Origin of the sequence: Mesorhizobium sp. M1342 (assembly GCF_040317955.1) — a bacterium.
Classification (GTDB): domain Bacteria; phylum Pseudomonadota; class Alphaproteobacteria; order Rhizobiales; family Rhizobiaceae; genus Mesorhizobium.
This window is the reverse complement of the sequence record NZ_JAMYLI010000004.1, coordinates 175,143-196,955: the sequence shown is the minus strand read 5'-3', so window position 1 is coordinate 196,955 and position 21,813 is coordinate 175,143. Positions and strand designations below refer to the sequence as shown.

24 protein-coding genes, 1 tRNA gene and 1 pseudogene are annotated in these 21,813 nt (G+C 61.1%); 9 read left to right on the top strand and 17 right to left on the bottom strand.

Annotated elements, in window-relative coordinates:
• Nucleotides 1-15: 15 nt before the first annotated feature.
• Complete coding sequence (locus NKH06_RS05900; RefSeq protein ID WP_352630189.1) at nt 16-453, bottom strand: iron-sulfur cluster assembly scaffold protein; 438 nt, start codon at nt 451-453, stop codon at nt 16-18.
• 239 nt (nt 454-692) lie between these two features.
• On the opposite strand from NKH06_RS05900, the gene folE reads away from it, so the two are divergent.
• The 3 genes from folE (at nt 693) to NKH06_RS05885 (ending at nt 2,881) form a co-directional block, all read left to right on the top strand.
• Nucleotides 693-1,328: a GTP cyclohydrolase I FolE gene (gene folE, locus NKH06_RS05895; protein WP_023810482.1), complete on the top strand. Its 636-nt coding sequence runs from the start codon at nt 693-695 to the stop codon at nt 1,326-1,328.
• A gap of 35 nt (nt 1,329-1,363) precedes the next feature.
• On the top strand, nt 1,364-1,825 hold the full coding sequence (gene hisI, locus NKH06_RS05890; RefSeq protein WP_352440229.1) for a phosphoribosyl-AMP cyclohydrolase: 462 nt from the start codon (nt 1,364-1,366) through the stop codon (nt 1,823-1,825).
• Nucleotides 1,826-1,906: 81 nt separating this feature from the next.
• The gene (locus tag NKH06_RS05885) at nt 1,907-2,881 is read left to right on the top strand and encodes a patatin family protein (RefSeq protein ID WP_352440228.1); all 975 of its coding nucleotides are present in this window, start codon (nt 1,907-1,909) and stop codon (nt 2,879-2,881) included.
• Between the two features lie 7 nt (nt 2,882-2,888).
• Here the strand turns inward: NKH06_RS05885 and recJ are convergent, their stop codons facing one another.
• The 8 genes from recJ to NKH06_RS05845 all read right to left on the bottom strand — a co-directional run bounded on the left by recJ (nt 2,889) and on the right by NKH06_RS05845 (nt 10,091).
• Nucleotides 2,889-4,673, bottom strand: a complete 1,785-nt coding sequence (gene recJ / locus NKH06_RS05880) for a single-stranded-DNA-specific exonuclease RecJ (RefSeq protein ID WP_352720258.1) — start codon at nt 4,671-4,673, stop codon at nt 2,889-2,891.
• 180 nt (nt 4,674-4,853) lie between these two features.
• Nucleotides 4,854-5,087, bottom strand: coding sequence for a DUF6434 domain-containing protein (locus NKH06_RS05875; protein WP_023810478.1), 234 nt, complete (start codon nt 5,085-5,087; stop codon nt 4,854-4,856).
• A 73-nt stretch (nt 5,088-5,160) separates the two neighbouring features.
• A complete protein-coding gene (glpX, locus tag NKH06_RS05870) occupies nt 5,161-6,144 on the bottom strand; it encodes a class II fructose-bisphosphatase (protein ID WP_352892495.1) in 984 nt (327 codons plus the stop codon).
• 201 nt (nt 6,145-6,345) lie between these two features.
• Nucleotides 6,346-6,513, bottom strand: coding sequence for a Thivi_2564 family membrane protein (locus NKH06_RS05865; RefSeq protein WP_023810476.1), 168 nt, complete (start codon nt 6,511-6,513; stop codon nt 6,346-6,348).
• 71 nt (nt 6,514-6,584) lie between these two features.
• Complete coding sequence (locus NKH06_RS05860) at nt 6,585-6,941, bottom strand: hypothetical protein (protein ID WP_352440225.1); 357 nt, start codon at nt 6,939-6,941, stop codon at nt 6,585-6,587.
• 134 nt (nt 6,942-7,075) lie between these two features.
• Nucleotides 7,076-8,389, bottom strand: coding sequence for a homoserine dehydrogenase (locus NKH06_RS05855; protein WP_023810474.1), 1,314 nt, complete (start codon nt 8,387-8,389; stop codon nt 7,076-7,078).
• 47 nt (nt 8,390-8,436) lie between these two features.
• Complete coding sequence (locus tag NKH06_RS05850; protein ID WP_023810473.1) at nt 8,437-9,654, bottom strand: LL-diaminopimelate aminotransferase; 1,218 nt, start codon at nt 9,652-9,654, stop codon at nt 8,437-8,439.
• A 44-nt stretch (nt 9,655-9,698) separates the two neighbouring features.
• Nucleotides 9,699-10,091: a hypothetical protein gene (locus NKH06_RS05845; RefSeq protein WP_023810472.1), complete on the bottom strand. Its 393-nt coding sequence runs from the start codon at nt 10,089-10,091 to the stop codon at nt 9,699-9,701.
• Between the two features lie 97 nt (nt 10,092-10,188).
• Here NKH06_RS05845 and phaC point away from each other — a divergent pair, with 97 nt between their 5' ends.
• From phaC to NKH06_RS05825, 4 genes are all read left to right on the top strand, one after another.
• A complete protein-coding gene (phaC, locus tag NKH06_RS05840; RefSeq protein ID WP_023810471.1) occupies nt 10,189-12,024 on the top strand; it encodes a class I poly(R)-hydroxyalkanoic acid synthase in 1,836 nt (611 codons plus the stop codon).
• Nucleotides 12,025-12,240: 216 nt separating this feature from the next.
• Nucleotides 12,241-13,488: a YcbK family protein gene (locus NKH06_RS05835; RefSeq protein WP_023810470.1), complete on the top strand. Its 1,248-nt coding sequence runs from the start codon at nt 12,241-12,243 to the stop codon at nt 13,486-13,488.
• A gap of 241 nt (nt 13,489-13,729) precedes the next feature.
• A tRNA-Glu gene (locus NKH06_RS05830) sits at nt 13,730-13,804 on the top strand.
• Nucleotides 13,805-14,155: 351 nt separating this feature from the next.
• Nucleotides 14,156-14,398 carry a DUF6894 family protein gene (locus NKH06_RS05825; RefSeq protein WP_023810468.1) on the top strand — a complete coding sequence of 81 codons (243 nt, stop codon included), beginning with the start codon at nt 14,156-14,158 and terminating at the stop codon, nt 14,396-14,398.
• Between the two features lie 155 nt (nt 14,399-14,553).
• On the opposite strand, the pseudogene NKH06_RS05820 reads toward NKH06_RS05825, so the two are convergent.
• Nucleotides 14,554-14,786: pseudogene (locus tag NKH06_RS05820) on the bottom strand (hypothetical protein).
• Between the two features lie 769 nt (nt 14,787-15,555).
• Between NKH06_RS05820 and NKH06_RS05815 the strand changes: the two are divergent.
• A complete protein-coding gene (locus NKH06_RS05815) occupies nt 15,556-15,774 on the top strand; it encodes a hypothetical protein (RefSeq protein ID WP_352440221.1) in 219 nt (72 codons plus the stop codon).
• Nucleotides 15,775-15,812: 38 nt separating this feature from the next.
• Nucleotides 15,813-16,112, top strand: coding sequence for a hypothetical protein (locus NKH06_RS05810; RefSeq protein ID WP_245273186.1), 300 nt, complete (start codon nt 15,813-15,815; stop codon nt 16,110-16,112).
• A 492-nt stretch (nt 16,113-16,604) separates the two neighbouring features.
• Here NKH06_RS05810 and NKH06_RS05805 read toward each other — a convergent pair whose 3' ends face one another.
• The 7 genes from NKH06_RS05805 to NKH06_RS05775 form a co-directional block, all read right to left on the bottom strand.
• Complete coding sequence (locus NKH06_RS05805; protein ID WP_164892885.1) at nt 16,605-17,432, bottom strand: class I SAM-dependent methyltransferase; 828 nt, start codon at nt 17,430-17,432, stop codon at nt 16,605-16,607.
• 272 nt (nt 17,433-17,704) lie between these two features.
• Nucleotides 17,705-18,004 carry a hypothetical protein gene (locus tag NKH06_RS05800; RefSeq protein WP_127297149.1) on the bottom strand — a complete coding sequence of 100 codons (300 nt, stop codon included), beginning with the start codon at nt 18,002-18,004 and terminating at the stop codon, nt 17,705-17,707.
• 451 nt (nt 18,005-18,455) lie between these two features.
• On the bottom strand, nt 18,456-18,758 hold the full coding sequence (locus tag NKH06_RS05795; protein WP_023810464.1) for a DUF1330 domain-containing protein: 303 nt from the start codon (nt 18,756-18,758) through the stop codon (nt 18,456-18,458).
• 114 nt (nt 18,759-18,872) lie between these two features.
• Complete coding sequence (locus tag NKH06_RS05790) at nt 18,873-19,115, bottom strand: hypothetical protein (RefSeq protein WP_081734816.1); 243 nt, start codon at nt 19,113-19,115, stop codon at nt 18,873-18,875.
• Nucleotides 19,116-19,509: 394 nt separating this feature from the next.
• Entirely contained in the window at nt 19,510-19,917 is a 408-nt protein-coding gene (locus NKH06_RS05785) for a TadE/TadG family type IV pilus assembly protein (RefSeq protein WP_023810463.1), read from the bottom strand.
• Complete coding sequence (locus NKH06_RS05780) at nt 19,907-20,332, bottom strand: TadE/TadG family type IV pilus assembly protein (RefSeq protein ID WP_050592670.1); 426 nt, start codon at nt 20,330-20,332, stop codon at nt 19,907-19,909. The genes NKH06_RS05785 and NKH06_RS05780 overlap by 11 nt, the downstream gene beginning before the upstream one ends.
• Nucleotides 20,333-20,352: 20 nt before the next feature.
• On the bottom strand, nt 20,353-21,546 hold the full coding sequence (locus NKH06_RS05775; RefSeq protein ID WP_502914413.1) for a pilus assembly protein TadG-related protein: 1,194 nt from the start codon (nt 21,544-21,546) through the stop codon (nt 20,353-20,355).
• Between the last annotated feature and the right edge of the window lie 267 nt (nt 21,547-21,813).

Below are 21,813 nucleotides of genomic sequence, written 5' to 3'. Positions count from 1 at the left end.
GTCGGTTGCCGGCCCTCAGGCTTCGGCGCGCTTCTCGATCTGGCCGATGGCGTCGACCACGGCGTCGAAAGTCAGCATGGTCGAGGCATGACGGGCCTTGTAATCGCGCACCGGCTCCAGATATCTGAGGTCCGCGAAGCGACCGTCCGGCGGGGCGCCATTTTCCTTGAGCATCTTCAGCATGGTGTCGCGCACCGCGCGCAATTCCTCGGCGCTCGCGCCGACGACATGTTGCGCCATGATCGATGACGACGCCTGGCCGAGCGCGCAGGCCTTCACATCATGGGCAAAGTCCGTGACCACGCCGTCCTGCATCTTGAGGTCGACGGTGACCGTGGAACCGCATAGCTTGGAGTGCGCCTTGGCGGTTGCGTCAGGATGATCGAGCCGGCCGATGCGGCCAATGTTCCCGGCAAAACCGAGAATTTTCGCGTTGTAGACCTCGTTTATCATTATTTTCCAATCCGTCGCCGCCAAGCGAACAGCGATTGCCGCTGTCGTGTCTTCCTTTCGCTCGCTATGACCTTATATAATGGTGGCAGTCCGGTATCGACAAGAAGACGAAAGCCAATGTCCTTGCCGGGAAGTTCACGCCGCTTACGGGGCTGGAAACGGGGCGAGTTTCCGACACCGAAAGGTCGTGGTCCGTTCAACTCGTTCCTCCGCCGAGAGGGACTACGGGAGACGCCTTTATGGATGCCGTCATCAAGAAGCTCATGCCACAGTCAGCCTATATGGAAAAGCCGGTCACCGACCGGCCGAGCGAAGCCGAAGTCGAAGCCGCCGTGCGCACGCTTTTGCGCTGGACCGGCGACAATCCGGACCGCGAGGGGCTGGTCGACACGCCGAAGCGGGTGGCAAAGGCCTACCGCGAAATGTTCGGTGGCTACGACATGTGCCCGGCCGACGAGCTCGGCCGCACCTTCGAGGAGGTCGCCGGCTACGATGATCTGGTCATCGTCAAGGACATAACATTCCATTCACATTGCGAGCACCATATGGTGCCGATCATCGGCAAGGCGCATGTCGGCTATCTTCCGGACGGCAAGGTCGTCGGCCTGTCCAAGATCGCCCGCGTCGTCGATATCTTCGCCCACCGCCTGCAGACCCAGGAGGCGCTGACGGCGCAGATCGCCGGCGTCATCCAGGACGTGCTCAATCCACGCGGCGTCGCCGTCATGATCGAGGCCGAGCACATGTGCATGGCCATGCGCGGCATCCGCAAGCAGGGTTCAACCACGCTGACCTCGACCTTCACCGGCGTTTTCAAGGACACGCCCGAAGAGCAGGTCCGTTTCGTCACCATGGTGCGCGGCGGCGGGGTCTGATCGGCCCTCGCCGGCCATCAAAACAAGGACCGGCGATGTCGGCACTGGAATTTCCAAAAGCTCCGTCAGACAAGAAAGCGCTTGAGGAAGGCGCGGTGTTTTCGCCGCGCTTCGATGCAGCCGGGCTGGTTACGGTCATCGTGACAGACGCCGCGGACGGCATGCTGTTGATGGTTGCGCATATGAATGCGCAAGCACTGGCACTGACACTGGAGACCGGCATAGCCCACTACTGGTCGCGCTCGCGCGACGCACTTTGGAAAAAGGGCGAAACATCAGGCAATTTTCAGCATGTCGTCGAGATGCTCACGGATTGTGACCAGGATGCCATATGGTTGCGCGTCAAAGTGTTGGGCCACGACGCAACCTGTCACACTGGCCGGCGTTCATGCTTTTATCGGACGGTGGGGCTGATCGATGGCAAGGGGACGCTTGCCGACGACGGCAGCAAGCCGCTGTTCGATGCGGAAAAAACGTATCGGAAACCACTAGCTTGAACCTTCTGCCTGACACCGACCACACAGATTCATCATTTCGATACGGCCCGCTCGTATAGTAGCCGTGGGACAAGGGAGATCATGATGCTCGAGTGGGCGTCATTGCGTAACAGACCAGATGTAAGGGAGGCCAACGGCCTGTCCTCGTCAGGCGGCGCGTCCGAAACGAACTCCCAGAAGAAAACAGGCATTTCGCTCGCCTTGGGTGGCGGTTGCGCCCGCGGCTGGGCGCATATAGGCGTGCTGCGCGCGCTCGACGAAGCCGGCATCGAAGTATCGATGATCGCCGGCACCTCGATCGGCGCGCTGGTCGGCGGCTGCTATCTCGCCGGCAAACTGGACGAACTGGAAGAATTCGCCCGCAGCCTGACCAAGCGCCGCATCTTCGGCCTGCTCGATCTCAATTTGCGCGGCAGCGGCCTGTTCGGCGGCATGAAGCTCGATGCAAGGCTGCGCGAGCACATGGCCGGCATTCGTTTCGAGGACCTGACCAAGCCGTTCGTGGCGGTCACCTCCGAAATCCGCACCGGCCACGAAATCTGGCTGTCGAGCGGCTCATTGATCACCGCCATGCGCGCCTCCTATGCGCTTCCCGGCGTGTTCGAGCCGGTGAATTGCAATGGCCGCGTGCTGGTCGACGGCGCGCTGGTCAACCCCGTACCGGTTTCGGTCTGCCGCGCGTACGAGCAGCCGCTCGTCGTGGCGGTCAACCTTCACTATGATCTGTTCGGCCGTGCCGCGGTGATAAAACACAGCGCCGGCGAACTGGTCATCGAAAAGGACGCACCAAGGCCCGGCAAGGTCGACGCCGAGCACCAGTCGCATCAGACGCGGCTCGGCATTACCGGCGTCATGGTCGAGGCCTTCAACATCATCCAGGACCGCATTTCGCGTGCCAGGCTTGCCGGCGACCCGCCCGATATGTCGCTGCAGCCGAAGCTCAGCCATATCGGCCTGACCGAGTTCCACCGCGCCGACGAGGCGATCAACATCGGCTATCAGGCGACGATGGCCCAGATCGGCGAGTTGACCCGGCTGCAGACCGTTCTCGCCTGATCAAAACCTACGCACGCGCCGCATCGGTGATGCGAAACTGCACGGTGCGGTTGCCGTTCCAGTAATTTCCCGACAGCGAACCGGCGACGTGGATCGTCTTGCCCCGGTTCTTGAACAGAAATTCGCCAAGCGCGGTATCGACGGCGCGAAAGGCGATCGCCTGGATGCGGCCGCCGCTTTCCGATTGCAGCTCCACGCGGATGTGGTTGGTGCCGACCGGCCGCGCATCGGCTAGTCGGTGGCGCGGCAGCGCGAAAACGGGGGCAGCGTGCCCGGCACCGAAGGGTCCGGCCTTTTCCAGCGCGTCAAGCAGGCTGAGCGTCGCGCCTTCAGCGGCAAGCGCACCGTCTATGGCCAGGCTTTCCTCGCCCTGCAGGCGGAACACGTCGGCTGCCGCCCGCTCTTCGAAAAACGCCCTGAGCTCACCAAGCTTCGCCCGCTCCACGGTGATGCCCGCCGCCATGCCATGGCCGCCGCCCTTGACGATCAGCCCCGCAACGGCCGCCTCGCGCACCAGCCGGCCGAGGTCGAAACCCGAGACCGAGCGGCCCGAACCGGTGCCGATGCCCACAGTGTTGAAGGCGATGGCGAAGGCCGGCCGGCGGGCGTGGTCCTTCAATCGCGAAGCGAGCAGGCCGACAATACCCGGATGCCAGCTGTTGTTGGCGGTGACGACGATAGCCGGGCCATTGCCGCCGGCAAGCTCTGCATCGGCCTCGGCGCGCGCCGCCGCGAGCATCTCCTGCTCCATCAACTGCCGTTCCTGGTTGAGCCGGTCGAGCGTCTCGGCAATGGTGCGCGCCTCGACCGGGTCGTCGGTCGCAAGCAGCCGGCTGCCAAGTGCGGCATCGCCGATGCGTCCGCCGGCATTGATGCGCGGCCCGATCAGATAGGCCAGATGGAAAGTGCTGATCGGCTCGCCGATGCGCGACACCCGTGCCAGCGCCGCCAGCCCTTCGTTCTTCTGCTGGCGCGCCATCTGCAGCCCTTTGACCACGAAGGCTCGGTTGACGCCGGTCAGCGGCACCACGTCACAGACTGTGGCCAAGGCGACGATATCAAGCAGCGAAAGCAGGTCCGGCGGTGTGGCATCGGCCATGCGGCCGCGCAGGATTCTCGCCGTCTGCACTAGGGCGAGGAAGACCACACCGGCGGCACAGAGATGGCCTTGCCCGGAAAGGTCGTCCTCGCGATTGGGATTGACCACGGCAATTGCCGCCGGCAAGGCACCGCCGACCTGATGGTGGTCGAGCACCACGACATCGGCCCCGGCCTCGTTGGCGGCATCGACTGAAACGGCGCTGTTGGTGCCGCAATCGACGGTGACGATCAGTGTCGCGCCGCGCGAAACCAGTTCGCGCATGGCCTCGGGATTGGGACCATAGCCCTCGAAGATGCGATCCGGGATATAGATTTCCGACGGCACCGAGAAATGCGCGAGGAACCGCTTCAGCAAGGCCGACGAGGCGGCGCCGTCGACATCATAGTCGCCGAAGATCGCCACCTTTTCCCTGGCCATTACTGCGGCGGCGATGCGGGCCGCCGCCCTGTCCATGTCGGTCAGCGATGCCGGATCCGGCAGAAGATCGCGGATCGTCGGGTCGAGAAACCGCTCGGTCTGTTCGGCGGTGACACCACGGCCGGCAAGCACCCGCGCGACGATGTCGGGCACGCCATGGCCTTGCGCGATGGCGAGCGCAATCATGTCCTGGCGTTCTGTCAGCCGATGTTCCCAGGAAACCCCTGATACCGACTGCCTGACATCGAGGAAGAGGCGTTTTTCGCCGGTCATACGCTTTGCCAACTCATCGTTGGCCGCACGACAATGCATGCCGCCCATAAGTGCGCAGCGGTTTTGAGGCCACGACCTGCATTGGCAACAATTTCAAGCGCGTCACGTTCACGCGACGCTCTATAGGCCAAAGGCGGGCAAAGCCATGCGATTCACGGGTGTGCGCCGTCCCGGAATAGGTCAAGAAAACTGCGCTTTCCGCTTTTCAGCCTGTCGCCTAAGCCATTCGTCGGCCGCATCGCCCATCGTCTTTTCCACACCGTCCTTGAGCCAGGCCATGAAAGGCCGGTCGAACATGAATGCGTTGCCGCATTCCCGGATGAGAAAGCGACGCACATTCTGGGTGTTGCGATAGGACTTTGTGATGGCGGTGGCACGCGAAATCGGATCCGCATGCCAGTCGAACGGTTTCATCGTCAAATCCCTGCAGCCATCATCGGATGCGCCCGAATGGCTAACAATTGCAAGGCGGCTTCGCAAGCGAGCGTCAGAACTTATCCAGATCCTGATGGCGGGCCTTGATCTCGCGCACCGTCCGCGACGACGAGCGCAGCACGATCGTGTGGGTGGTGATGTAATTGTGGCCGAACTTGACGCCAGCCAGCATGTTGCCGTCGGTGACACCGGTGGCCGCGAACAACACATCGCCGCGCGCCATGTCCTCCGTCCGATAGACCCGTTTCGGATTGGAAATACCCATCTTTGCCGCGCGAGCAACCTTTTCCGCCGTGTCGAGGATCAGTCTGCCCTGCATCTGGCCGCCGGTGCAGCGCAGCGCGGCAGCGGCCAGCACGCCCTCGGGTGCTCCGCCAGTGCCCAGATAAATATCGATGCCGGTTTTTTCCGGGTCCGTGGTGTGGATGACGCCGGCGACATCGCCATCGCCGATCAGCCGGATCGCGGCCCCCGTGGCGCGCACGGCATCGATCAGCTTGGCATGGCGCGGCCGGTCGAGAATGCAGGTGGTGATTTCCGATACAGCGACGCCCTTGGCCCGAGCGAGGCTGGCGATGTTCTCAGCCGCCGAGGCATCGATGTCGATGACGCCGTCCGCATAGCCCGGACCGATGGCGATCTTGTCCATGTAGACGTCGGGCGCGAACAGCAGGCTGCCCTTTTCGGCGATCGCGATGACCGCGAGTGCATTGGGCAGGTTCTTGGCGCAAATCGTCGTGCCTTCGAGCGGATCGAGCGCGATATCGACGGCCGGACCTTTGCCAGTGCCGACTTCCTCGCCGATGTAGAGCATCGGCGCCTCATCCCGTTCGCCTTCGCCGATCACCACCGTGCCCTTGATGGAAAGCCGGTTGAGCTCCTGGCGCATGGCATCCACGGCTACCTGGTCGGCCGTCTTTTCGTCGCCGCGCCCGCGCAGCCTGGCGGCCGCGACGGCGGCTCGTTCGGTGACGCGCACCAGTTCCATGGTGAGTATCCGGTCAAGGCCGGCGACGATGTTCTGGGCCACATTCATCTGGTGATTTCCTCGTTGCCAATGCGGCCCCCCGCCTGAGGCGGGCCTGTTTTGTCAAACGAGCATGACAACGGCAAGACCTGCGGAAGATTTATCGAATAGTCAGCAATATCAATCGATTAAAACGCATTTTTGAAACAAGGCCAGCCGGCCGCAATGAACCGGGCCGGCCTTGAAAGGCGAAAGTTAGACTCTTCGGCGCTAGAAAACCGCAAGATATTTGAGCAGCGAAATGATGCCGATTATGAGGACGATAACCTGCACGATCTGCCTCATCCGGCCGTCGAGCGGCAGGCGCTGAACAAGATAGAGAACGAGGATGATGACGAGGAATGTGATCAGGATGCTGATCAAGGCGGATGAAGCCACAGTGCCCTCCTTAAAAATGATGTGCTGAAACAAGGAAACGAGCCGGCAAACCCGGCCCTATCGCGCCGTGGTCAATACCAGCGGCGCGACGTATCGTTCGTCGACTGACCTATGGCAAAACCGGCCATAAAGCCGAGCAAACCGATCACGCCGACCAGGGCAGTCGTCGTACCGGGGTTTTCGCGCGCTACTTCCGAGACGGACTGAGCTTGGCTGCGCAACTGCTGTGCGGTTCGCGACGCGCGGTTCGCCGCCGTGTCGTAGAACTCGGACGCCTGTTCGCTGGCGTCATCGAGCATTTCCGCGCCCCGCGCCGAAATGCTCTTGTTGATCTTGGTGATCTCCCGGCGCAAATCGGCGATCTGCTTTTCCAGCGTCTTCTGGATGTCGTCGATATTAGGGGTGTCGGGCTTGTTGGTATCGGCCATGAAGCGGTTCCTCTGGTTGCTGACCAAGAGAACGGCGACGACACCAATTCGTTCCCGTGTGGCGGCTGTCCCCACCAGACCGGACCTCAATGCCTGCGGGATCCCTGTCCCGCAGGGGGCCTATCGGGCAAAAGCTACCCTGCCCGCTCGATGCGGATGACCTGCGGCTTGTCGGTCAGATGGCCATCCTTGGTGATGCCATCGACGGCCTTGCGCACGGCGGCCTCGGTCGTCTCGTGGGTGACGAGGATCACCGTTTTTTGTGCCGCCGCTTCGCCGTTGACCGCGTGCTGGACGATCGATTCCAGCGAAATATCGCTGTCGGCCATGCGCTTGGCTATTGCCGCGAACACACCGATGCGGTCATGCACGGTCAGCCGGATGAAGTAGCCGCCGGCATGGCTGCGCATCTGCGCCTTCTTGTAGGGTTTCAGCTCCTTCGCCGGCCGTCCGAAGACCGGACCATGCTGGAATCCTGGCCGGCTCTTGGCGATGTCGGCGATGTCGCCGATGACGGCCGAGGCGGTGGCGTTGCCGCCGGCACCGGGGCCTGATAGCAGCAGTTCGCCCAGAATGTCGGTCTCGATCGCCACCGCATTGGTGACGCCATGCACCTGCGCGATGACCGATGCGGTCGGCACCATCGTCGGATGCACGCGCTGCTCGATGCCGCTCTCGGTGCGCTGGGCGACACCCAGCAACTTGATCCGGTAGCCAAGATCGGCGGCCGCGCGGATGTCGGCCTGGGTGATGTTGGAGATGCCCTCCATGTAGATGTCATTGGCGGCGATCCTGGTGCCAAAGGCAAGGCTGGTCAGGATCGACAGCTTGTGCGCGGTGTCGTGGCCCTCGATGTCGAAGGTCGGATCGGCTTCGGCATAGCCCAGCCGCTGCGCGTCCTTCAGGCAAGCATCAAACGAGATGCCCTCGGCCTCCATGCGCGTCAGGATGTAGTTGCAGGTGCCGTTGAGGATGCCGAACACGCGGGTGACCGAATTGCCGGCCATCGCCTCGCGCATGGTCTTGATGACGGGAATGCCGCCCGCCACTGCCGCCTCGTAGTTGAGCAGCACGCCCTTCTTCTCGGCGATTTCGGCCAGCGCAACGCCATGCTTGGCCAGCAGCGCCTTGTTGGCAGTGACGACATGACGGCCGGCTTCGAGTGCCGCTTTCACCGATGAGCGCGACGGACCCTCGTCGCCGCCGATCAGTTCGACGAACACGTCGATTTCGGCGGTCTGCGCCATCTTGACCGGATCGTCGAACCACTCTGCCGAGCTGAGATCGACGCCGCGATCGCGCTTCGGGTCACGCGCCGAGATGGCGGTGACGATGACGTCGCGGCCGCACTGGCGGGTCAGTTCCACCGCCTTGTCGCGCAGCACGCGCGCCACCGACGCGCCAACGGTGCCGAGGCCGGCAATTCCAACACGCAATGCTTCAGCCATATCCGGCGACGTCCCTCAAAATTCGATCGAAATCGTCTGCGGCAAGCTTACCGATGAGCGGAGAGCGGCACGACATTGTTGGGCTGCTTGGCGCTGGTCGACAAGAAGCGCTTGATGTTGCGCGCCGCCTGCCGGATCCTGTGCTCGTTCTCGACCAGAGCGACGCGCACGAATTCGTCGCCATGCTCGCCGAAGCCAACACCCGGCGCCACGGCCACGTCGGCATGTTCGATGAGCAGCTTGGAGAATTCGAGCGAGCCGAGATGTCGGAACGGCTCCGGGATTGGCGCCCAGGCGAACATCGATGCCGCCGGTGCCGGAATGGTCCAGCCAGCGCGGCCGAAGGCATCGACCATCACGTCGCGGCGCTTGTGATAGATATCGCGCACCTCGGCGATGTCGGCGCCGTCGCCGTTGAGCGCGTGTGCCGCCGCCACCTGGATCGGCGTGAAGGCGCCGTAATCGAGGTAGGATTTCACCCGCGTCAGCGCCGAGATCAGCCGCTCGTTGCCGACGGCAAAGCCCATCCGCCAACCGGGCATGGAGAAGGTCTTCGACATGGAGGTGAATTCGACGCAAACGTCGATCGCGCCAGGCACCTGCAGCACCGAAGGCGGCGGATTGCCGTCGAAATAGATCTCCGAATAGGCAAGGTCGGACAGGATGATGATGTCGTTCTTCTTGGCGAAGGCGACCACATCCTTGTAGAAATCGAGCGAGGCGACCAGCGCCGTCGGGTTCGACGGATAGTTGAGGATCAGCGCCAGCGGCTTCGGGATCGAATGTTTGACCCCGCGCTCGAGCGCCGGGATGAAGCCGTCGTCCGGCTCCACCTGCAGCGAGCGGATGACGCCACCCGACATGATGAAGCCGAAGGCATGGATCGGATAGGTCGGGTTCGGGCACAGGATCACGTCGCCGGGCGCCGTGATCGCCTGCGCCATGTTGGCGAAGCCTTCCTTGGAGCCAAGCGTGGCCACCACTTGCGTGTCGGGGTTGAGCTTCACGCCGAAGCGCCTGCCATAGTAGGCGGCCTGGGCGCGACGCAGGCCCGGAATGCCACGCGACGAGGAATAGCGATGCGTGCGCGGGTCGCGCACGACCTCGCACAATTTGTCGACGATAGCCTTGGGCGTCGGCAGGTCCGGATTGCCCATGCCGAGGTCGATGATGTCGGCGCCACGCGATCGGGCGCTGGCCTTCAGCCGGTTGACCTGCTCGAACACGTAAGGCGGAAGCCGGCGAACCTTGTGAAATTCTTCCATGGCAGTTCCAGACAGCGAAGGGGTGTTGGGCGCGCGCTATATACTTATTTGCAGGTAGGGTCGAGGGTGGGGTCGCATTTGGCTTCGATCTGCCTCAGCGTTTCGTCGCCATGCTTCTTGGCCAGATCCGTCAGCGCCGCCTGGTTGGCGACCTTCGGGCCGCCGCCCTTTGCCGCCTGCGCATTCTCATCCGCCTTCAATTGCGCGAGCTTGGCGTTCTTCTCGGCTTCGGTGAACTGCGACGCCGCCACTTGCGGCTTGATGTTCAGGTTCGGAAAGGTGCCGGTATCCTTCGGCCCCGCACCCGCAGCGACAGGCGTCGGGCCATTCGTGTTGGTGCTCGAGCACCCGGCAATCCCGATGAGGACGATCGCCACGCCGATGCGGCAAAAACGTCCGGCACCGAAAAAAACAGTCTCGCCAATATTAATCGTCATATTGTTTCCCTGGCAGCCGAGGTAGAGCGAGATTGGCCCGGTCGGATGTCCCATGTTAATATGTCAAGAAAAGGCCTCGGGAGGAACCCCGCCAACCATGTCCAAAACACCCGATTCGGGCAAAGCGGAAGATGACGAGCCTTCGACCGTCGAGCAATATCTGGTGAAGGACCCGGAACGCTTCGCCCTGAACATGGCGCGCATGATCGAGCAGGCCGGCAAGGCAGCTTCCGCCTGGGCTGAGCCGCGCGAAAAAGGCGACGTGCGCGACCATGTCGCCGAGCCCGTTGTCGATATGGTGAAGACCTTTTCCAAGCTCAGCGAATACTGGCTTGCCGATCCGCAGCGCGCGCTGGAAGCGCAGACGCGGTTGTTCTCCGGCTATATGACGGTCTGGGCCAACGCCATTCAGCGCACCAGCAACGCCGCGCAAGACACCGAGGACGCGGTCAAGCCGGAGCGCGGGGACAAGCGCTTCCTCGACCCGGAATGGGGCCGCAATGCCTTCTTCGATTTCCTCAAGCAGGCCTATCTCGTCACCTCGCGCTGGGCGGCCGATCTGGTCGAGCACGCCGAAGGTCTGGACGAGCACACCCGCCACAAGGCCGGCTTTTACGTCAAGCAGGTGTCCAACGCCATCTCGCCGTCGAATTTCATCCTGACCAATCCGGAACTGTTCCGTGAAACCGTCGCCTCGAACGGCGAAAACCTGGTGCGCGGCATGAAGATGCTGGCCGAGGACATCGCCGCCGGCAAGGGCGACCTGAAGCTGCGGCAGGCCGACTACTCCCCCTTCGAGATCGGCAGGAACATCGCCACCACTCCCGGCAAGGTGGTCGGCCGCAGCGACGTCGCCGAAATCATCCAGTACGACCCGGCCACCGAGACGGTGCTCAAGCGGCCCCTGCTGATCTGCCCGCCATGGATCAACAAATTCTACATCCTCGATCTGAACCCGCAGAAATCCTTCATTCGCTGGGCGGTTGAACAGGGCCACACCGTGTTCGTCATCTCCTGGATCAATCCGGACGAGCGCCACGGCACCAAGAGCTGGGAAGCCTATATCCGCGAGGGTCTGCAATATGGCCTCGACACGGTCGAGAAGGCCACCGGCGAACGCGACGTCAACGCGATCGGCTATTGCGTCGGCGGCACGCTTTTGGCGGCGGCACTGGCGCTGATGGCGCAAGAGGGCGACGACCGCATAAAATCGGCTACGTTCTTCACCACGCAGGTCGACTTCACCCATGCCGGCGACCTGAAAGTGTTCGTCGACGAAGAACAGGTCGCCGCTGTGGAAAAGTCGATGAGCGAAAAAGGCTATCTCGACGGCACCAAGATGGCGACCGCCTTCAACATGCTGCGCTCAGGCGACCTGATCTGGCCCTATGTCGTCAACAACTACATGCGCGGCAAGGATCCCCTGCCCTTCGACCTGCTCTACTGGAATGCAGATTCCACCCGCATGGCGGCGGCCAATCACTCTTTCTACCTGCGCAACTGCTATCTCGAGAACAACCTTTCGCAAGGCACGATGGAACTGGCGGGCCATACGGTCTCGCTCGGCGACATCACCATCCCGGTCTACAACCTCGCCTCCAAGGAAGATCACATCGCGCCGGCGCTTTCGGTGTTCCTCGGCTCGAAATATTTCGGCGGCACAGTCGAGTATGTGATGGCCGGATCGGGCCATATCGCCGGTGTCGTCAATCCGCCGGCATCCAACAAATACCAGTATTGGACCGGGGGTATGCCGACGGGCGACTTCAGCCAGTGGATAGCCAATGCCACCGACCATCCAGGATCCTGGTGGCCGCACTGGCAAGACTGGATAGAGGCCAAGGACAACACGCGCGTGCCTGCCCGCAAACCGGGCAAGCATATGAAAACCTTGGGTGATGCTCCCGGCACCTATGTGAAAGTACGTGTGTAACGGACTGTAATGTGTGGTGAGTTGACGGACCGCCAAAAGCGGGCGAAATGGTGTCGTCAACCATCAAGCGGCCGTAATTCGGCAATCACCGCAAAAATACTTTCAGGCTTGCGGATTTGACACAGGTCTCGTTTCCGGATCGGAGACAAAGGTCACCCTGGCATCGACGCATGCGTGTGGCGCCAAGGATATACCGACCGGACATCGAGGGGGAATTTGACTTTGAAATCAGCAGGATGGAGCCTCGCAAAGGGAGAACGCCGCGCCATTGTGGCAGCGCTCTGCTCCTTGCTTCTGGCCTCCTGCACTTCGGCTGGCGACCCGACAATGTCGGTCGGAATGCCCGGTTACAATGCCACCGCATCGGACATAAACGCGGCCTCCAGCGGCAAGGCGATCGCCTCCGATTCGTCTGATATCACGACCGAGCAGACGACGGTGATGACGGCAAGCGATACGGCGCTGCCTGAAAAAGTCGCCTACGTGCCTATGTCCAAACCGGGAGCTGCCTTTCCGCTGACCACGCCGGCGGGCGCCGAAACCATCGTTGGAAACACGCCGCAATCGCTGACGCAGCAGGCACAGACCGCGCGCCAAACCGACGCGGTCGCCCAGCAGATTGCCGCGGTCGACGGCGACGTGGCGGCGCCGAAGCCCGCTGCCGTTCCGGCCATGAACAACCCGGTCTATGTGACAGCTGGCGAGATGCCGCAGGCCGAAGCACCAAAGAAGAAAGGCTTCCTCGCCTCGATGTTTGGCGCAACGCCAGCCTCGGCGACACCAGCCCCCATCATCAGCAACGCCCGGACGGGCGAGCAGCCCCCGGCGCAGGCAAAAGCGGCGCCAGCAGCGGCAAAGCCGATCATCACGCTTGCCTCGGCCAGTTCCACGGCCAAGCCGGTGCAGCTGGCTTCGCTCGGCGGCGATACCGGCCACGTCACTGGCAGCGATGCCCTGCCCGGCGTGCGCCAAACGGCCCTGTTCGAGATCAAGCGCAAGTCCGGCCTCGATGACGAAAGCGACGTCGACCTCAACGAGGATGAGGGGCCAATCGGCGGCTCCTATCAGGTTGCGTCAGCCGCCGGCATGGCCCGGTTGGCGCCCAACGGGCTGCTCAAGCAGAACGAGAGCGTCGACGTGGCCTGCCTGAAGCCGTCGCTGGTGCGTGTGCTGAAGACGATCGAAGGCCACTACGGCCGCAAGATGACGGTGACGTCAGGCTATCGCGACCCGGCCCGCAACCGGCGCGCCAACGGCGCCAAAAATTCGCTGCACATGTATTGCGCCGCCGCCGACATCCAGGTGCCCGGCGTTTCGAAATGGGAACTGGCGAGCTACATCAGAAGCATGCCCGGCCGCGGCGGCGTCGGCACCTACTGCCACACAGAATCGGTTCACGTCGACGTCGGCCCCGAGCGCGACTGGAACTGGCGCTGCCGCCGGCGCAGCGGCGGTGACGGCTAGCGCGGATCTGAGATCGGCTGGCGGCCAAGATCGTTCCGTTGGGCATCCCGAATATCGGATTGGCCGAAGCCTTCCCAACTTCATCATTCCGGAGCAGAGCGATGCGGCGTCCCCGCTAATCGTCAAGCTCGCCAACTTCGGGAAATCGTTGATTTGGCAGGCCCGGAAAAAAGTTGTCCAAGGTGGCACCTGACGGGTTGCCGGTTGCGCACAACGCCAGTATAAGCCGCTTCGTCTGAGCGCGCCCATCGTCTAGCGGTTAGGACACCGCCCTTTCACGGCGGTAACAGGGGTTCGATTCCCCTTGGGCGTACCAGATCTTTCAACGACTTAGCCGAATCTGTACCCCATTCGTCACATAAGCGTCGAATAAACGCAGCGAATTTCAGCGGACGTTCGCGCACAAACCGAATCAACGTGACTGAGAAAAGCCCGCCACCGTGAGGTAGCGGGCCAAACGCGACAGTTCAGGCTGCGCCGCCTTCCGAAGCGTTGACCGCCTCTTCCAATACTTCTTCCGGTAGGAACGACCAGAGCAGCGCGTCAATGTCCTCATGCTTGGTCCGCGAATATGTCGGGTGCGAGCAGATCGAAGTTGGCTTGGTGGACTGGATAACCAGCAAGTAGCAACAAGGAAACCTTTTTCGGGGTTAGGAATTAAGGCCATATGGCCCGCTTCTTCTTTGATCTAACGGACGATGGCGAAGTGTTTCCCGACCCTGAAGGCACCGAGCTTAAAAGCCGGAAAGCCGCTGAAGATGAGGCAGCAACAGCGTTACTCGAAATAGCCAAAGACCAGATGCCGGAAACTTTCAGGAAAGTTGCCATCCGTGTCCGCGACCACACCAGCAAGCCGCTATTCACCGTGAAGGTCACGTTCGAGTGGGTGCGTGAGCTGCCCGATGGATGAGGACATCGCCTTAGAGCTATTCATTATGGCGGCGCACCGACGCCAGCGACATGCGGTCGCTGAGGCAGACAACATGCTTTCGGCCATCGCGGAGACGCGCCGCACAATCGCAGAGTCGCGCAAGCTGCTAGAAGGACTAACCGACACGTCAGGCCTTAAGTGGGTAGCACCGGCCCAGTAGTGTTCCACCGGATGAACTCGACTTCCCTTCCGGTCACATCCCGCACGGCTTTCAAAAGCACCTCATGTAAGACGCGTGTCTGTCTGTAGTGGTCGCAGAGCGGCGATATGAACGGCTTGACGATGCTCAGGTGCAGCGCTTCCGCTGCCACCAGAAAGCGCTCGATTCAACCTGTGATAACTGCTTGGAAGGTTTCGATCGGGCCATTTGTGCGAACTCCGTTTGAGGGGATCGCCGCAACGGAAGGATTATATTCCTCATCGCCATCGGGCTGGCAAGCGACCGTAGTCGGCCCGATCAAGCAGCCGAGCATCGAGCGCGAGCATCAGCGGCTAAAGCGACCTAGCACCCGGATCGACCTTTCTTGATTTGTGAAGCCTTGGCTTCGGCAGCAAGGCGTTGTTCTCGAAGTCGGGCAGTTTTTGTATCTCGCGCCTCTCTCTCGGCCGCGTTAGCAATCTTTGCCTCACGGTCTGCGCGCTCCAACCGGTCTTTGTCGACGCTCCGCTGGGACAGTTTGGCCTCCTGCAGAAGAACCTTCAATTTACAGTTTGCTAAAATGTTCCCATCAATTTTGTCGCCCTGAGGGAGCAGTGACGGCCTTCCGATGTTCTGCTCCGCCAGGGGAACCGAGCGCGATCCAAACCTCCTTTTCGGAGCGTGTTCCAGTGGGTCCGCCCCCACTGGCGGGCAGAGGCGGACCCGGCCGGGGCTTGGAGCCTCGGCCCGGCAGCGGGGGACGCTGCCGCCATTTCCAACCCGCCTCGACATATCAGGTTCCGCTAATACATAAAAAAGCCCCCACCGTTCGGCAGCGGGCCAAACCTTGGATGGAAATCAGATCACCAGCAGGGTTCGAACATTGGCCAATTCACCGGTCCTGTCCCGTGCCACTGAATGACGAAGCATCCTTATGGGCCGGAACTTTGATGCAATAGCGAAGTTCGAGAGGAGATATTTTCGCAGCAGGCACGCAATGAACGGGATCGTAAACGACATCCTGGCCGAGGTGGCAGAGATACTTCCGTCGCTATCACCGGACGAAAAAGATTTGCTGCCGAAACTGCCAGTCGACGCGCCCAATTTTCCCAACGACCTGGAACCGGTGATTCGAGCGGAGAGGCCACCCCCGGAGCAGAAAGCAGAAACCGCAGACCGTCACTGCGACGGGAAGCCGCCTCAAGGCGAAGCCTGATGTCGGACGACGGGCGGAACCGAGTTCGGGAAGGCGCGTTGCTCACCAGCGCCACGTCACGAAAGGCCGGAGCAATGGCGGACAATCTATCTCGCAGGCAAGAACAGCGTGGCACGCGAAGACTCATGGCGTGGGGCGTGGCGGTTATCGCCGTCCTTTTTCTAGGCCTGATAGCATTCTTTGTACTCACGCCTTTATCGAACGGCTCTTGGCAGACGGCACCGTTCAAGCGTGCTCCTGAGCAAAACCAGGGCGGTAATGCGCCAGCGGACACGTCACCCAGCCCAGGCGTGAAAAAAGACCCTCAGGAAAATACTGAAATGCCCGAGCAGCAGTAGTGGGGTTGGGAACAAATCCGCACCGGTCTGGAAAACTTTTTTCGGGCTGCCGGGCGATTTTAACAAAGAACCCGCCCGCCGACCTTTCCCGCGCGGACCTTCTGGTAATGCTCCTACGAGCGGCCCTGATGCTCCGAAACGTAACCCAGCGCTTGACCCGAGGGTCCAAGAGCCCCTGTCGGGCGTGGCGGAAGAAATGGGGCTCAGGAGGGCGGACCATCCGAACGATAGTGGGCGATTGGCTGTCGCTAATGCGTATCTGCCGGTTCCGCATGCATTGGACGAGGACAGCACTGTGGAAGGAAACGCATGATCAACGCACCATGAGCGCGAGTGACCCTGAGATTGACTGTCAGGAGGCGATGGGCCGGCTTTCAGGTCATCGTGGGCTGAATGCTGGAGGGCCGATATCCCGCACGAGCGCCGCCCGTGACATCAAGCGGCGGCTCGGCGAGGAAAGCGACGTAGAAGGCATAGGCATGATCATGGTGCTTACATTCGTCGCGACCAGGCACCCACCTCATATCGGCCGACCACCACGCTTGCGCTTGCATAAACCTCTGCGCGAATTCGATCTTGAAGCGTCTCGGGACCGAGTTCTGAAGCTGTGATAACGCCCATCTGCTCCATGACCGGAGCCATGATCGCTGCGAGATCGGAGATCAGATCAATGCCGCTCAGACTGTCTGATCCACCTCCGGCTAGAGCACTTACCGCCATGCTAGGGGCCGGCAGCCCGGCTTTGAGGAAGGTCGAATGGAGTTGCAGGCCCATGTTTGGGTTGGTCCCTACCCGACGAAATGTCTCAACGATACATCGAAAGCAGTTGTCGTAGGTCGGGACGGAGGGAAATGAGGCAGCGCCGGTCCAATCGACTTCGTGGAATACTATCACGCCGCCGGGAGCAAGATGCCGCGCAACGCCCCTCAACATTTCGACGGGATCGGGCGAGAACATTAATACGTATCGGCCCACGATAGCGTCGAACGATACATCGAAAGTGAAGGTGGCAGGATCACATTGGTGGAAGATTACATTCTCCAAACCACGTTGCGCGGCTCTCGCCCGAGCAGCGTCAAGAGCCTCCGCCGACCTGTCAGAGCCGATGACAAGACCTGTGGGTCCGACAACATCAGCCGCGAGAAAGGCGACATCCCCGGCGCCGCTCCCCACGTCAAGGACATGCATTCCCGCTCGGAGACCAGCTCGCCGCAGGTAATTCCGTGTCATCGGGTCAACCAATGTCGCCTGCGTCGCAAGCCTTTTCAGTTCTCTTTCCGAATGCCCCAGTTCGTATTCGTGCTGACGTTCGCTTGTCATACTGGTGTCCCCCCGGATGAAAAAGCACAACAAGTTAGAGCTCGAATGCAGGCCCTTGGCGCACTCTAAAGCCGAGCGGCTCATCTGCACTTTAGAGATGTCTAACATAAATGGCGGCTGAAAGGGTGTCTAGGCGCATCCTCATTGGACCTCCCAGAAGTCCTTCAGCGAGGCGAACCCGCCTTGGCGGCCTAGCACGACAGGCTTTTCGAAAGCGGCTACATCCTGAGAATCGACCGCTATGCATCAACCTGGGACAGTCCAAAGGCAGGTCAGCAGCCTTCCGTGGTCTTTTTCATCTGACCAGGAGCAGCCGAGTTAGCATCGGTGTCCTGTTGACCTGGGGCGGCCTGCTTGGCGCTGCCAGTTTGTTGACCCGGAGCGCAGTCCTTGGCGGAGTTCGAGTTCGTTCCACTCGTGGTGGTCGAATCCGTGCCCTGATCGGTCGTAGTGCTCGGCATGGTCTTGGTTGTCGAGGTCGACGATCCGCCTGTGGTCGTGTCGGTCGATTGCGCAAATGCGAGGCCAGTTGACAGTGCCATAATGGCTGAAGCGAAAAGAACCTGTTTCATGATCAACTCCATTTCGGAATGTCCCTTTGGTACCGAACTTCGCTGCGGCACGACGGTTCCAAGAAAAATGGGCAATCCAGAGGTCCGCACCTGGGATTGCCCTATGGCCCGCCACTGGGAAGCTCTCTGCCGTTATCTTCAACGAAGACCTGTCTTCCGCGATCACACCATAGGCTAACGCGGTCACACGGGTCATAATCCTGCTACAAAGTGGTCGATTCCTCAGGGATGTAGCCGCTCCAAGAGCCCGCCGCAGGTCGCCCCCGTGGCGGGCTTTTCAATTGCACGGTCGAGTTGGGTTCTCGGCACTGCGATGATGAGAAAGCCCCGCAGTGGTGGTAAGCCCGTATTTATTGCCTGGTTTCCCGGCTTTAAACAGCTGACTTCGCGGTGTGCGGATTCGGGCAAAAGCCGGATTCTGCCTGATGAAGGCGGAGCCGAGTCACCACTGTCAAACAGTGGGTGTTGCGATCCCCTCAAGCGCAATTATCCTGGTGTTGGCGCAACGCTTACGGATTTCGATAAGGCGCGCGTATTCCGGCGAATTGTACCAGCCCATCAATGACGTCATGTCGGGAAATTCGATAATAACCAAACGGTGTGGCTCCCAATCACCTTCCAAAACCTTGGTCGCACCGCCACGACCTAGATATTTCCCACCATAACGCTCCTCGGTGGCCGGCACATCCCGCCGGTATTCCTCGAACACGGCAGCGTCCTTTATGTCTACATCCGCGATCAGATAGGCGGCCATTTGCGCATCCTTCTTCTCAACGGCGCCCGACCCTTGCGTTCCACTCCCAGGGGGCGGCGCCCGTCGGTCAAGACGACTCTCTTCAGCGCTTCAACCGGCATTCGCCATGCGAAGTCAAAAGCCTGTTACAATCCACGGGTTGGAGTCGTATCCGAGGCGCGGCTCTGCCTTTGCGCCGCTATCTTGCGATTTGGCGGTTCCGGTGACACCGCAGTCCAGATTTGGAACGGGCTTCTTGGCTGACGGGTTGGTGGAACACAAGGCGGCGGCATCACTGACCGCCACCTTCTTTTCCTTGGCATCAGCGACACCAGTCGCAGCGAAAACCACAGCCGCGCAAAATACAGCCACTCTCATTGGAACCCCCTTTATTGCACCCGATAGATGGTCCGACATGACGTAACGTCATCTCAATATTAGCACTAATGAATATATTATCTAGCCCCTTGCCATCAAAAGCAGGCTGAGAGCCAGGCTTGCAGCGCGACCGCCAAAACCGGTGCCGATCTGGACACCAGCCGGCATGAGTCGCATTCTGCTCGTGGGGAAGGATGTGGATCGACAAAACACAGGGGCTGATCAGGCCAAACGCTAGCGGGACCGGACCCTGCGCGGCCGCCGGAGGCGTCTGTCGCATAACGTCGTGTCGTGGGCGCTGATCCTGATGGCGATAACCATTCTCGGTGGTCTAATCGCGCTCAAGGCGTACAAGTAAGCAGAGCCCCAGCACGCGAAGCTATCAGGCCACAGCCTAGCCGCTGCCAAGCAGCGGCACGGTAACGGTTGTCGCGTAGTTGATGGGGAAGGAACTGAAGTAGGGAAAGTCGATGACGAAGGCATAGGCCGCGGTCAGATGCGCCATGCGGAAGCCGCCGCTCACCGGGTCGATGGCGATGGTGACGTTCACGTCCTTAAACCCCAAGGCCTGCAATTTCTGCGTGGCGATCGATTGAATGTCGGCCTGGGTCAGCGTGTTCTTAAGCTGCAGCGAGCGCGCTGACGTCTCCAGCGTATAGCGAACACTGGAGACCGAGTGCATCGACCAGCCAAAAGCGAAGATCCCGAACAGCAGCATGACGAGGAAGGGGGCGATTAGCGCGAACTCCAGCCCGGCCCCGCCCGATCGATCCTGCCGGAACGCGCTTACCCTAGCGGACACGGATCATCTCCTGGTGACCGATTACAGTGGAAGTGGCAAATGGGCCGAAGGCAATTGGCGGCACCCAGGTGCCCGATGCCTGTATCTGGACATAGACCGCCGGCACCTTCGGCCCACTGCACATGGTGGACACGTCGACCACCGTCGCCCCGCACATACGGATGCGGCTTAGCGTGACCTGACCGTCCTCCGGCCGATTTTCCCAGCTCGCAATGGCAAGAGCTTGGGTCGCCGCATCATCGGTCGATCCGCTCATGACCAGGTTCGCGGCGGTCTTCACACCGGCGCGCATCGACAGTGAACTCGTTACGTAGGACCAGCCGTCCAGAATACCAAGCAGCACCAGGCACAGAATGGGCAGCACCATCGCGAACTCGACCGCCGCAACGCCCGAATCATCGCCAAGGTTCGGCATCGATCGGCGCCCCACGGAGGCTACTCTACCAGCGCCACGGACTGCGCCGCCGGAATGTCGCGCATCCCGAGGCTCTTGCAATCCTGGTTGACGGTCGCGCTGCCGGACCATTGAATTGTGTTGGCGACCACCTGAGTGCAGCCGCTGTTGCCCGAGAAGTTGCCGAGATAATTGACCTGTTGCTTAGGAAAATAGAGCGCGCCGGTCAAAAGCGAGTCCGCCGTGCCGTTGAAGGTGCTCTGGGCCGCGGTCCCCGTCCTGTCGCCATAAAACAGCACCCCGGAATAGGTGCCTGAAGTCGGCGCGCTGAGCTTCACGGAGGCGTTGCCGTTCATGCTGACGGTGTTGCTGCCTTGCATGAAGATGGTAACCCCGGTGCCCAAAATGACCGCACCCGCGTTGATCTTCAAATTGCCCTGCACGACATAGACGCCGGGAGACAGCGTGATGGTGCCGTTAAGGTTCATGCCACCGCAATAGGTCCCGGGCTGGATTGTCTGCGTCGTCTTGTTGCCGTTAATATTCTTGCACGGGTTGCTGGCCCCAGGCGTTGGCAGGTCGGCAAATGGATCGGCGGCAGGCAGTGCCTGGGTGATCGGGGCCTCGCAGACGGTGGTGACGGGATTGCTGAGGGAGACGCCGCCCGCCGATATCAGGCAATCCACCTGGAGGGCCGCCGAGCCCTGAAGCTTGATGGCGTCCGGGGCGTTCGAATTGGACATGATGACGCAGTGTGTGACCTTCACGCTGGTATTGCCGGAAAACAGTACAGCCTGTGGGGCGACCGGATCGAGCGCTTCCATGCAGGCCTTCGAGCCATCGATGATAAGTGCGACCGCCCTCGCCTGCTCGGGAACCGGGGTCTGCGTGAAGATCAAGGTGAACATCCGGTCGAGGTTTTGGCGGACTATGACCTCGACCGCTTTCTTCGCCGTGTTCGGTCCGGACGCCGGCGGCGTATTGACGACGATGGTGCCCGAGCCCAACCCGTTCGTCGCGGCCGACTGGGTCGCGGCCGCGACGATTGTCGGCTTGTTGGAACCCGAGATCTGTTCGAGCGCACCGGCATAGGCGGCGGCATCGGCCGTCGCCTGCAATTTCAGGCTGTTGTAGTACCAATAGGAGGTCTCGACACCGAAGCCTGCGCCGCCGACAACGACCGGCAAGGTCAGAGCAAAAATGGTGGCGACGTTAGCGCCCGTGCTCCGGCGCATGGCGTCCATTACAAGCCGAACACGGGTGAAGCTACTCAAGGCCATGGTTTAAATTAGAAAGCACGCATAGATGAACGAATGGCTAAAAAGTTCGTTGCATTTTTGAGCAGTGGTCCATTGGCTTCAAAAAAGAAGTGTTTCGCTGGCTGACCAACGCGCAAGCGCATCGATGTCTCAGAGTGGGCCACCCCTCAAGGCCGGCGGGAAATTGCCGGATTCGCAGCCGAGACCGCGCGAACAACGACCGGGTCTCCGAAAAACACACCG

Bases quoted from the DNA above. Each gene is read 5' to 3' on its own strand.
- NKH06_RS05900 (WP_352630189.1), bottom strand. From the start codon at position 453: ATGATAAACGAGGTCTACAACGCGAAAATTCTCGGTTTTGCCGGGAAC.
- folE (WP_023810482.1), top strand. From the start codon at position 693: ATGGATGCCGTCATCAAGAAGCTCATGCCACAGTCAGCCTATATGGAA.
- hisI (WP_352440229.1), top strand. From the start codon at position 1,364: ATGTCGGCACTGGAATTTCCAAAAGCTCCGTCAGACAAGAAAGCGCTT.
- NKH06_RS05885 (WP_352440228.1), top strand. From the start codon at position 1,907: ATGATGCTCGAGTGGGCGTCATTGCGTAACAGACCAGATGTAAGGGAG.
- recJ (WP_352720258.1), bottom strand. From the start codon at position 4,673: ATGACCGGCGAAAAACGCCTCTTCCTCGATGTCAGGCAGTCGGTATCA.
- NKH06_RS05875 (WP_023810478.1), bottom strand. From the start codon at position 5,087: ATGAAACCGTTCGACTGGCATGCGGATCCGATTTCGCGTGCCACCGCC.
- glpX (WP_352892495.1), bottom strand. From the start codon at position 6,144: ATGAATGTGGCCCAGAACATCGTCGCCGGCCTTGACCGGATACTCACC.
- NKH06_RS05860 (WP_352440225.1), bottom strand. From the start codon at position 6,941: ATGGCCGATACCAACAAGCCCGACACCCCTAATATCGACGACATCCAG.
- NKH06_RS05855 (WP_023810474.1), bottom strand. From the start codon at position 8,389: ATGGCTGAAGCATTGCGTGTTGGAATTGCCGGCCTCGGCACCGTTGGC.
- NKH06_RS05850 (WP_023810473.1), bottom strand. From the start codon at position 9,654: ATGGAAGAATTTCACAAGGTTCGCCGGCTTCCGCCTTACGTGTTCGAG.
- NKH06_RS05845 (WP_023810472.1), bottom strand. From the start codon at position 10,091: ATGACGATTAATATTGGCGAGACTGTTTTTTTCGGTGCCGGACGTTTT.
- phaC (WP_023810471.1), top strand. From the start codon at position 10,189: ATGTCCAAAACACCCGATTCGGGCAAAGCGGAAGATGACGAGCCTTCG.
- NKH06_RS05825 (WP_023810468.1), top strand. From the start codon at position 14,156: ATGGCCCGCTTCTTCTTTGATCTAACGGACGATGGCGAAGTGTTTCCC.
- NKH06_RS05815 (WP_352440221.1), top strand. From the start codon at position 15,556: ATGAACGGGATCGTAAACGACATCCTGGCCGAGGTGGCAGAGATACTT.
- NKH06_RS05805 (WP_164892885.1), bottom strand. From the start codon at position 17,432: ATGACAAGCGAACGTCAGCACGAATACGAACTGGGGCATTCGGAAAGA.
- NKH06_RS05800 (WP_127297149.1), bottom strand. From the start codon at position 18,004: ATGAAACAGGTTCTTTTCGCTTCAGCCATTATGGCACTGTCAACTGGC.
- NKH06_RS05795 (WP_023810464.1), bottom strand. From the start codon at position 18,758: ATGGCCGCCTATCTGATCGCGGATGTAGACATAAAGGACGCTGCCGTG.
- NKH06_RS05790 (WP_081734816.1), bottom strand. From the start codon at position 19,115: ATGAGAGTGGCTGTATTTTGCGCGGCTGTGGTTTTCGCTGCGACTGGT.
- NKH06_RS05780 (WP_050592670.1), bottom strand. From the start codon at position 20,332: ATGCCGAACCTTGGCGATGATTCGGGCGTTGCGGCGGTCGAGTTCGCG.
- NKH06_RS05775 (WP_502914413.1), bottom strand. From the start codon at position 21,546: ATGCGCCGGAGCACGGGCGCTAACGTCGCCACCATTTTTGCTCTGACC.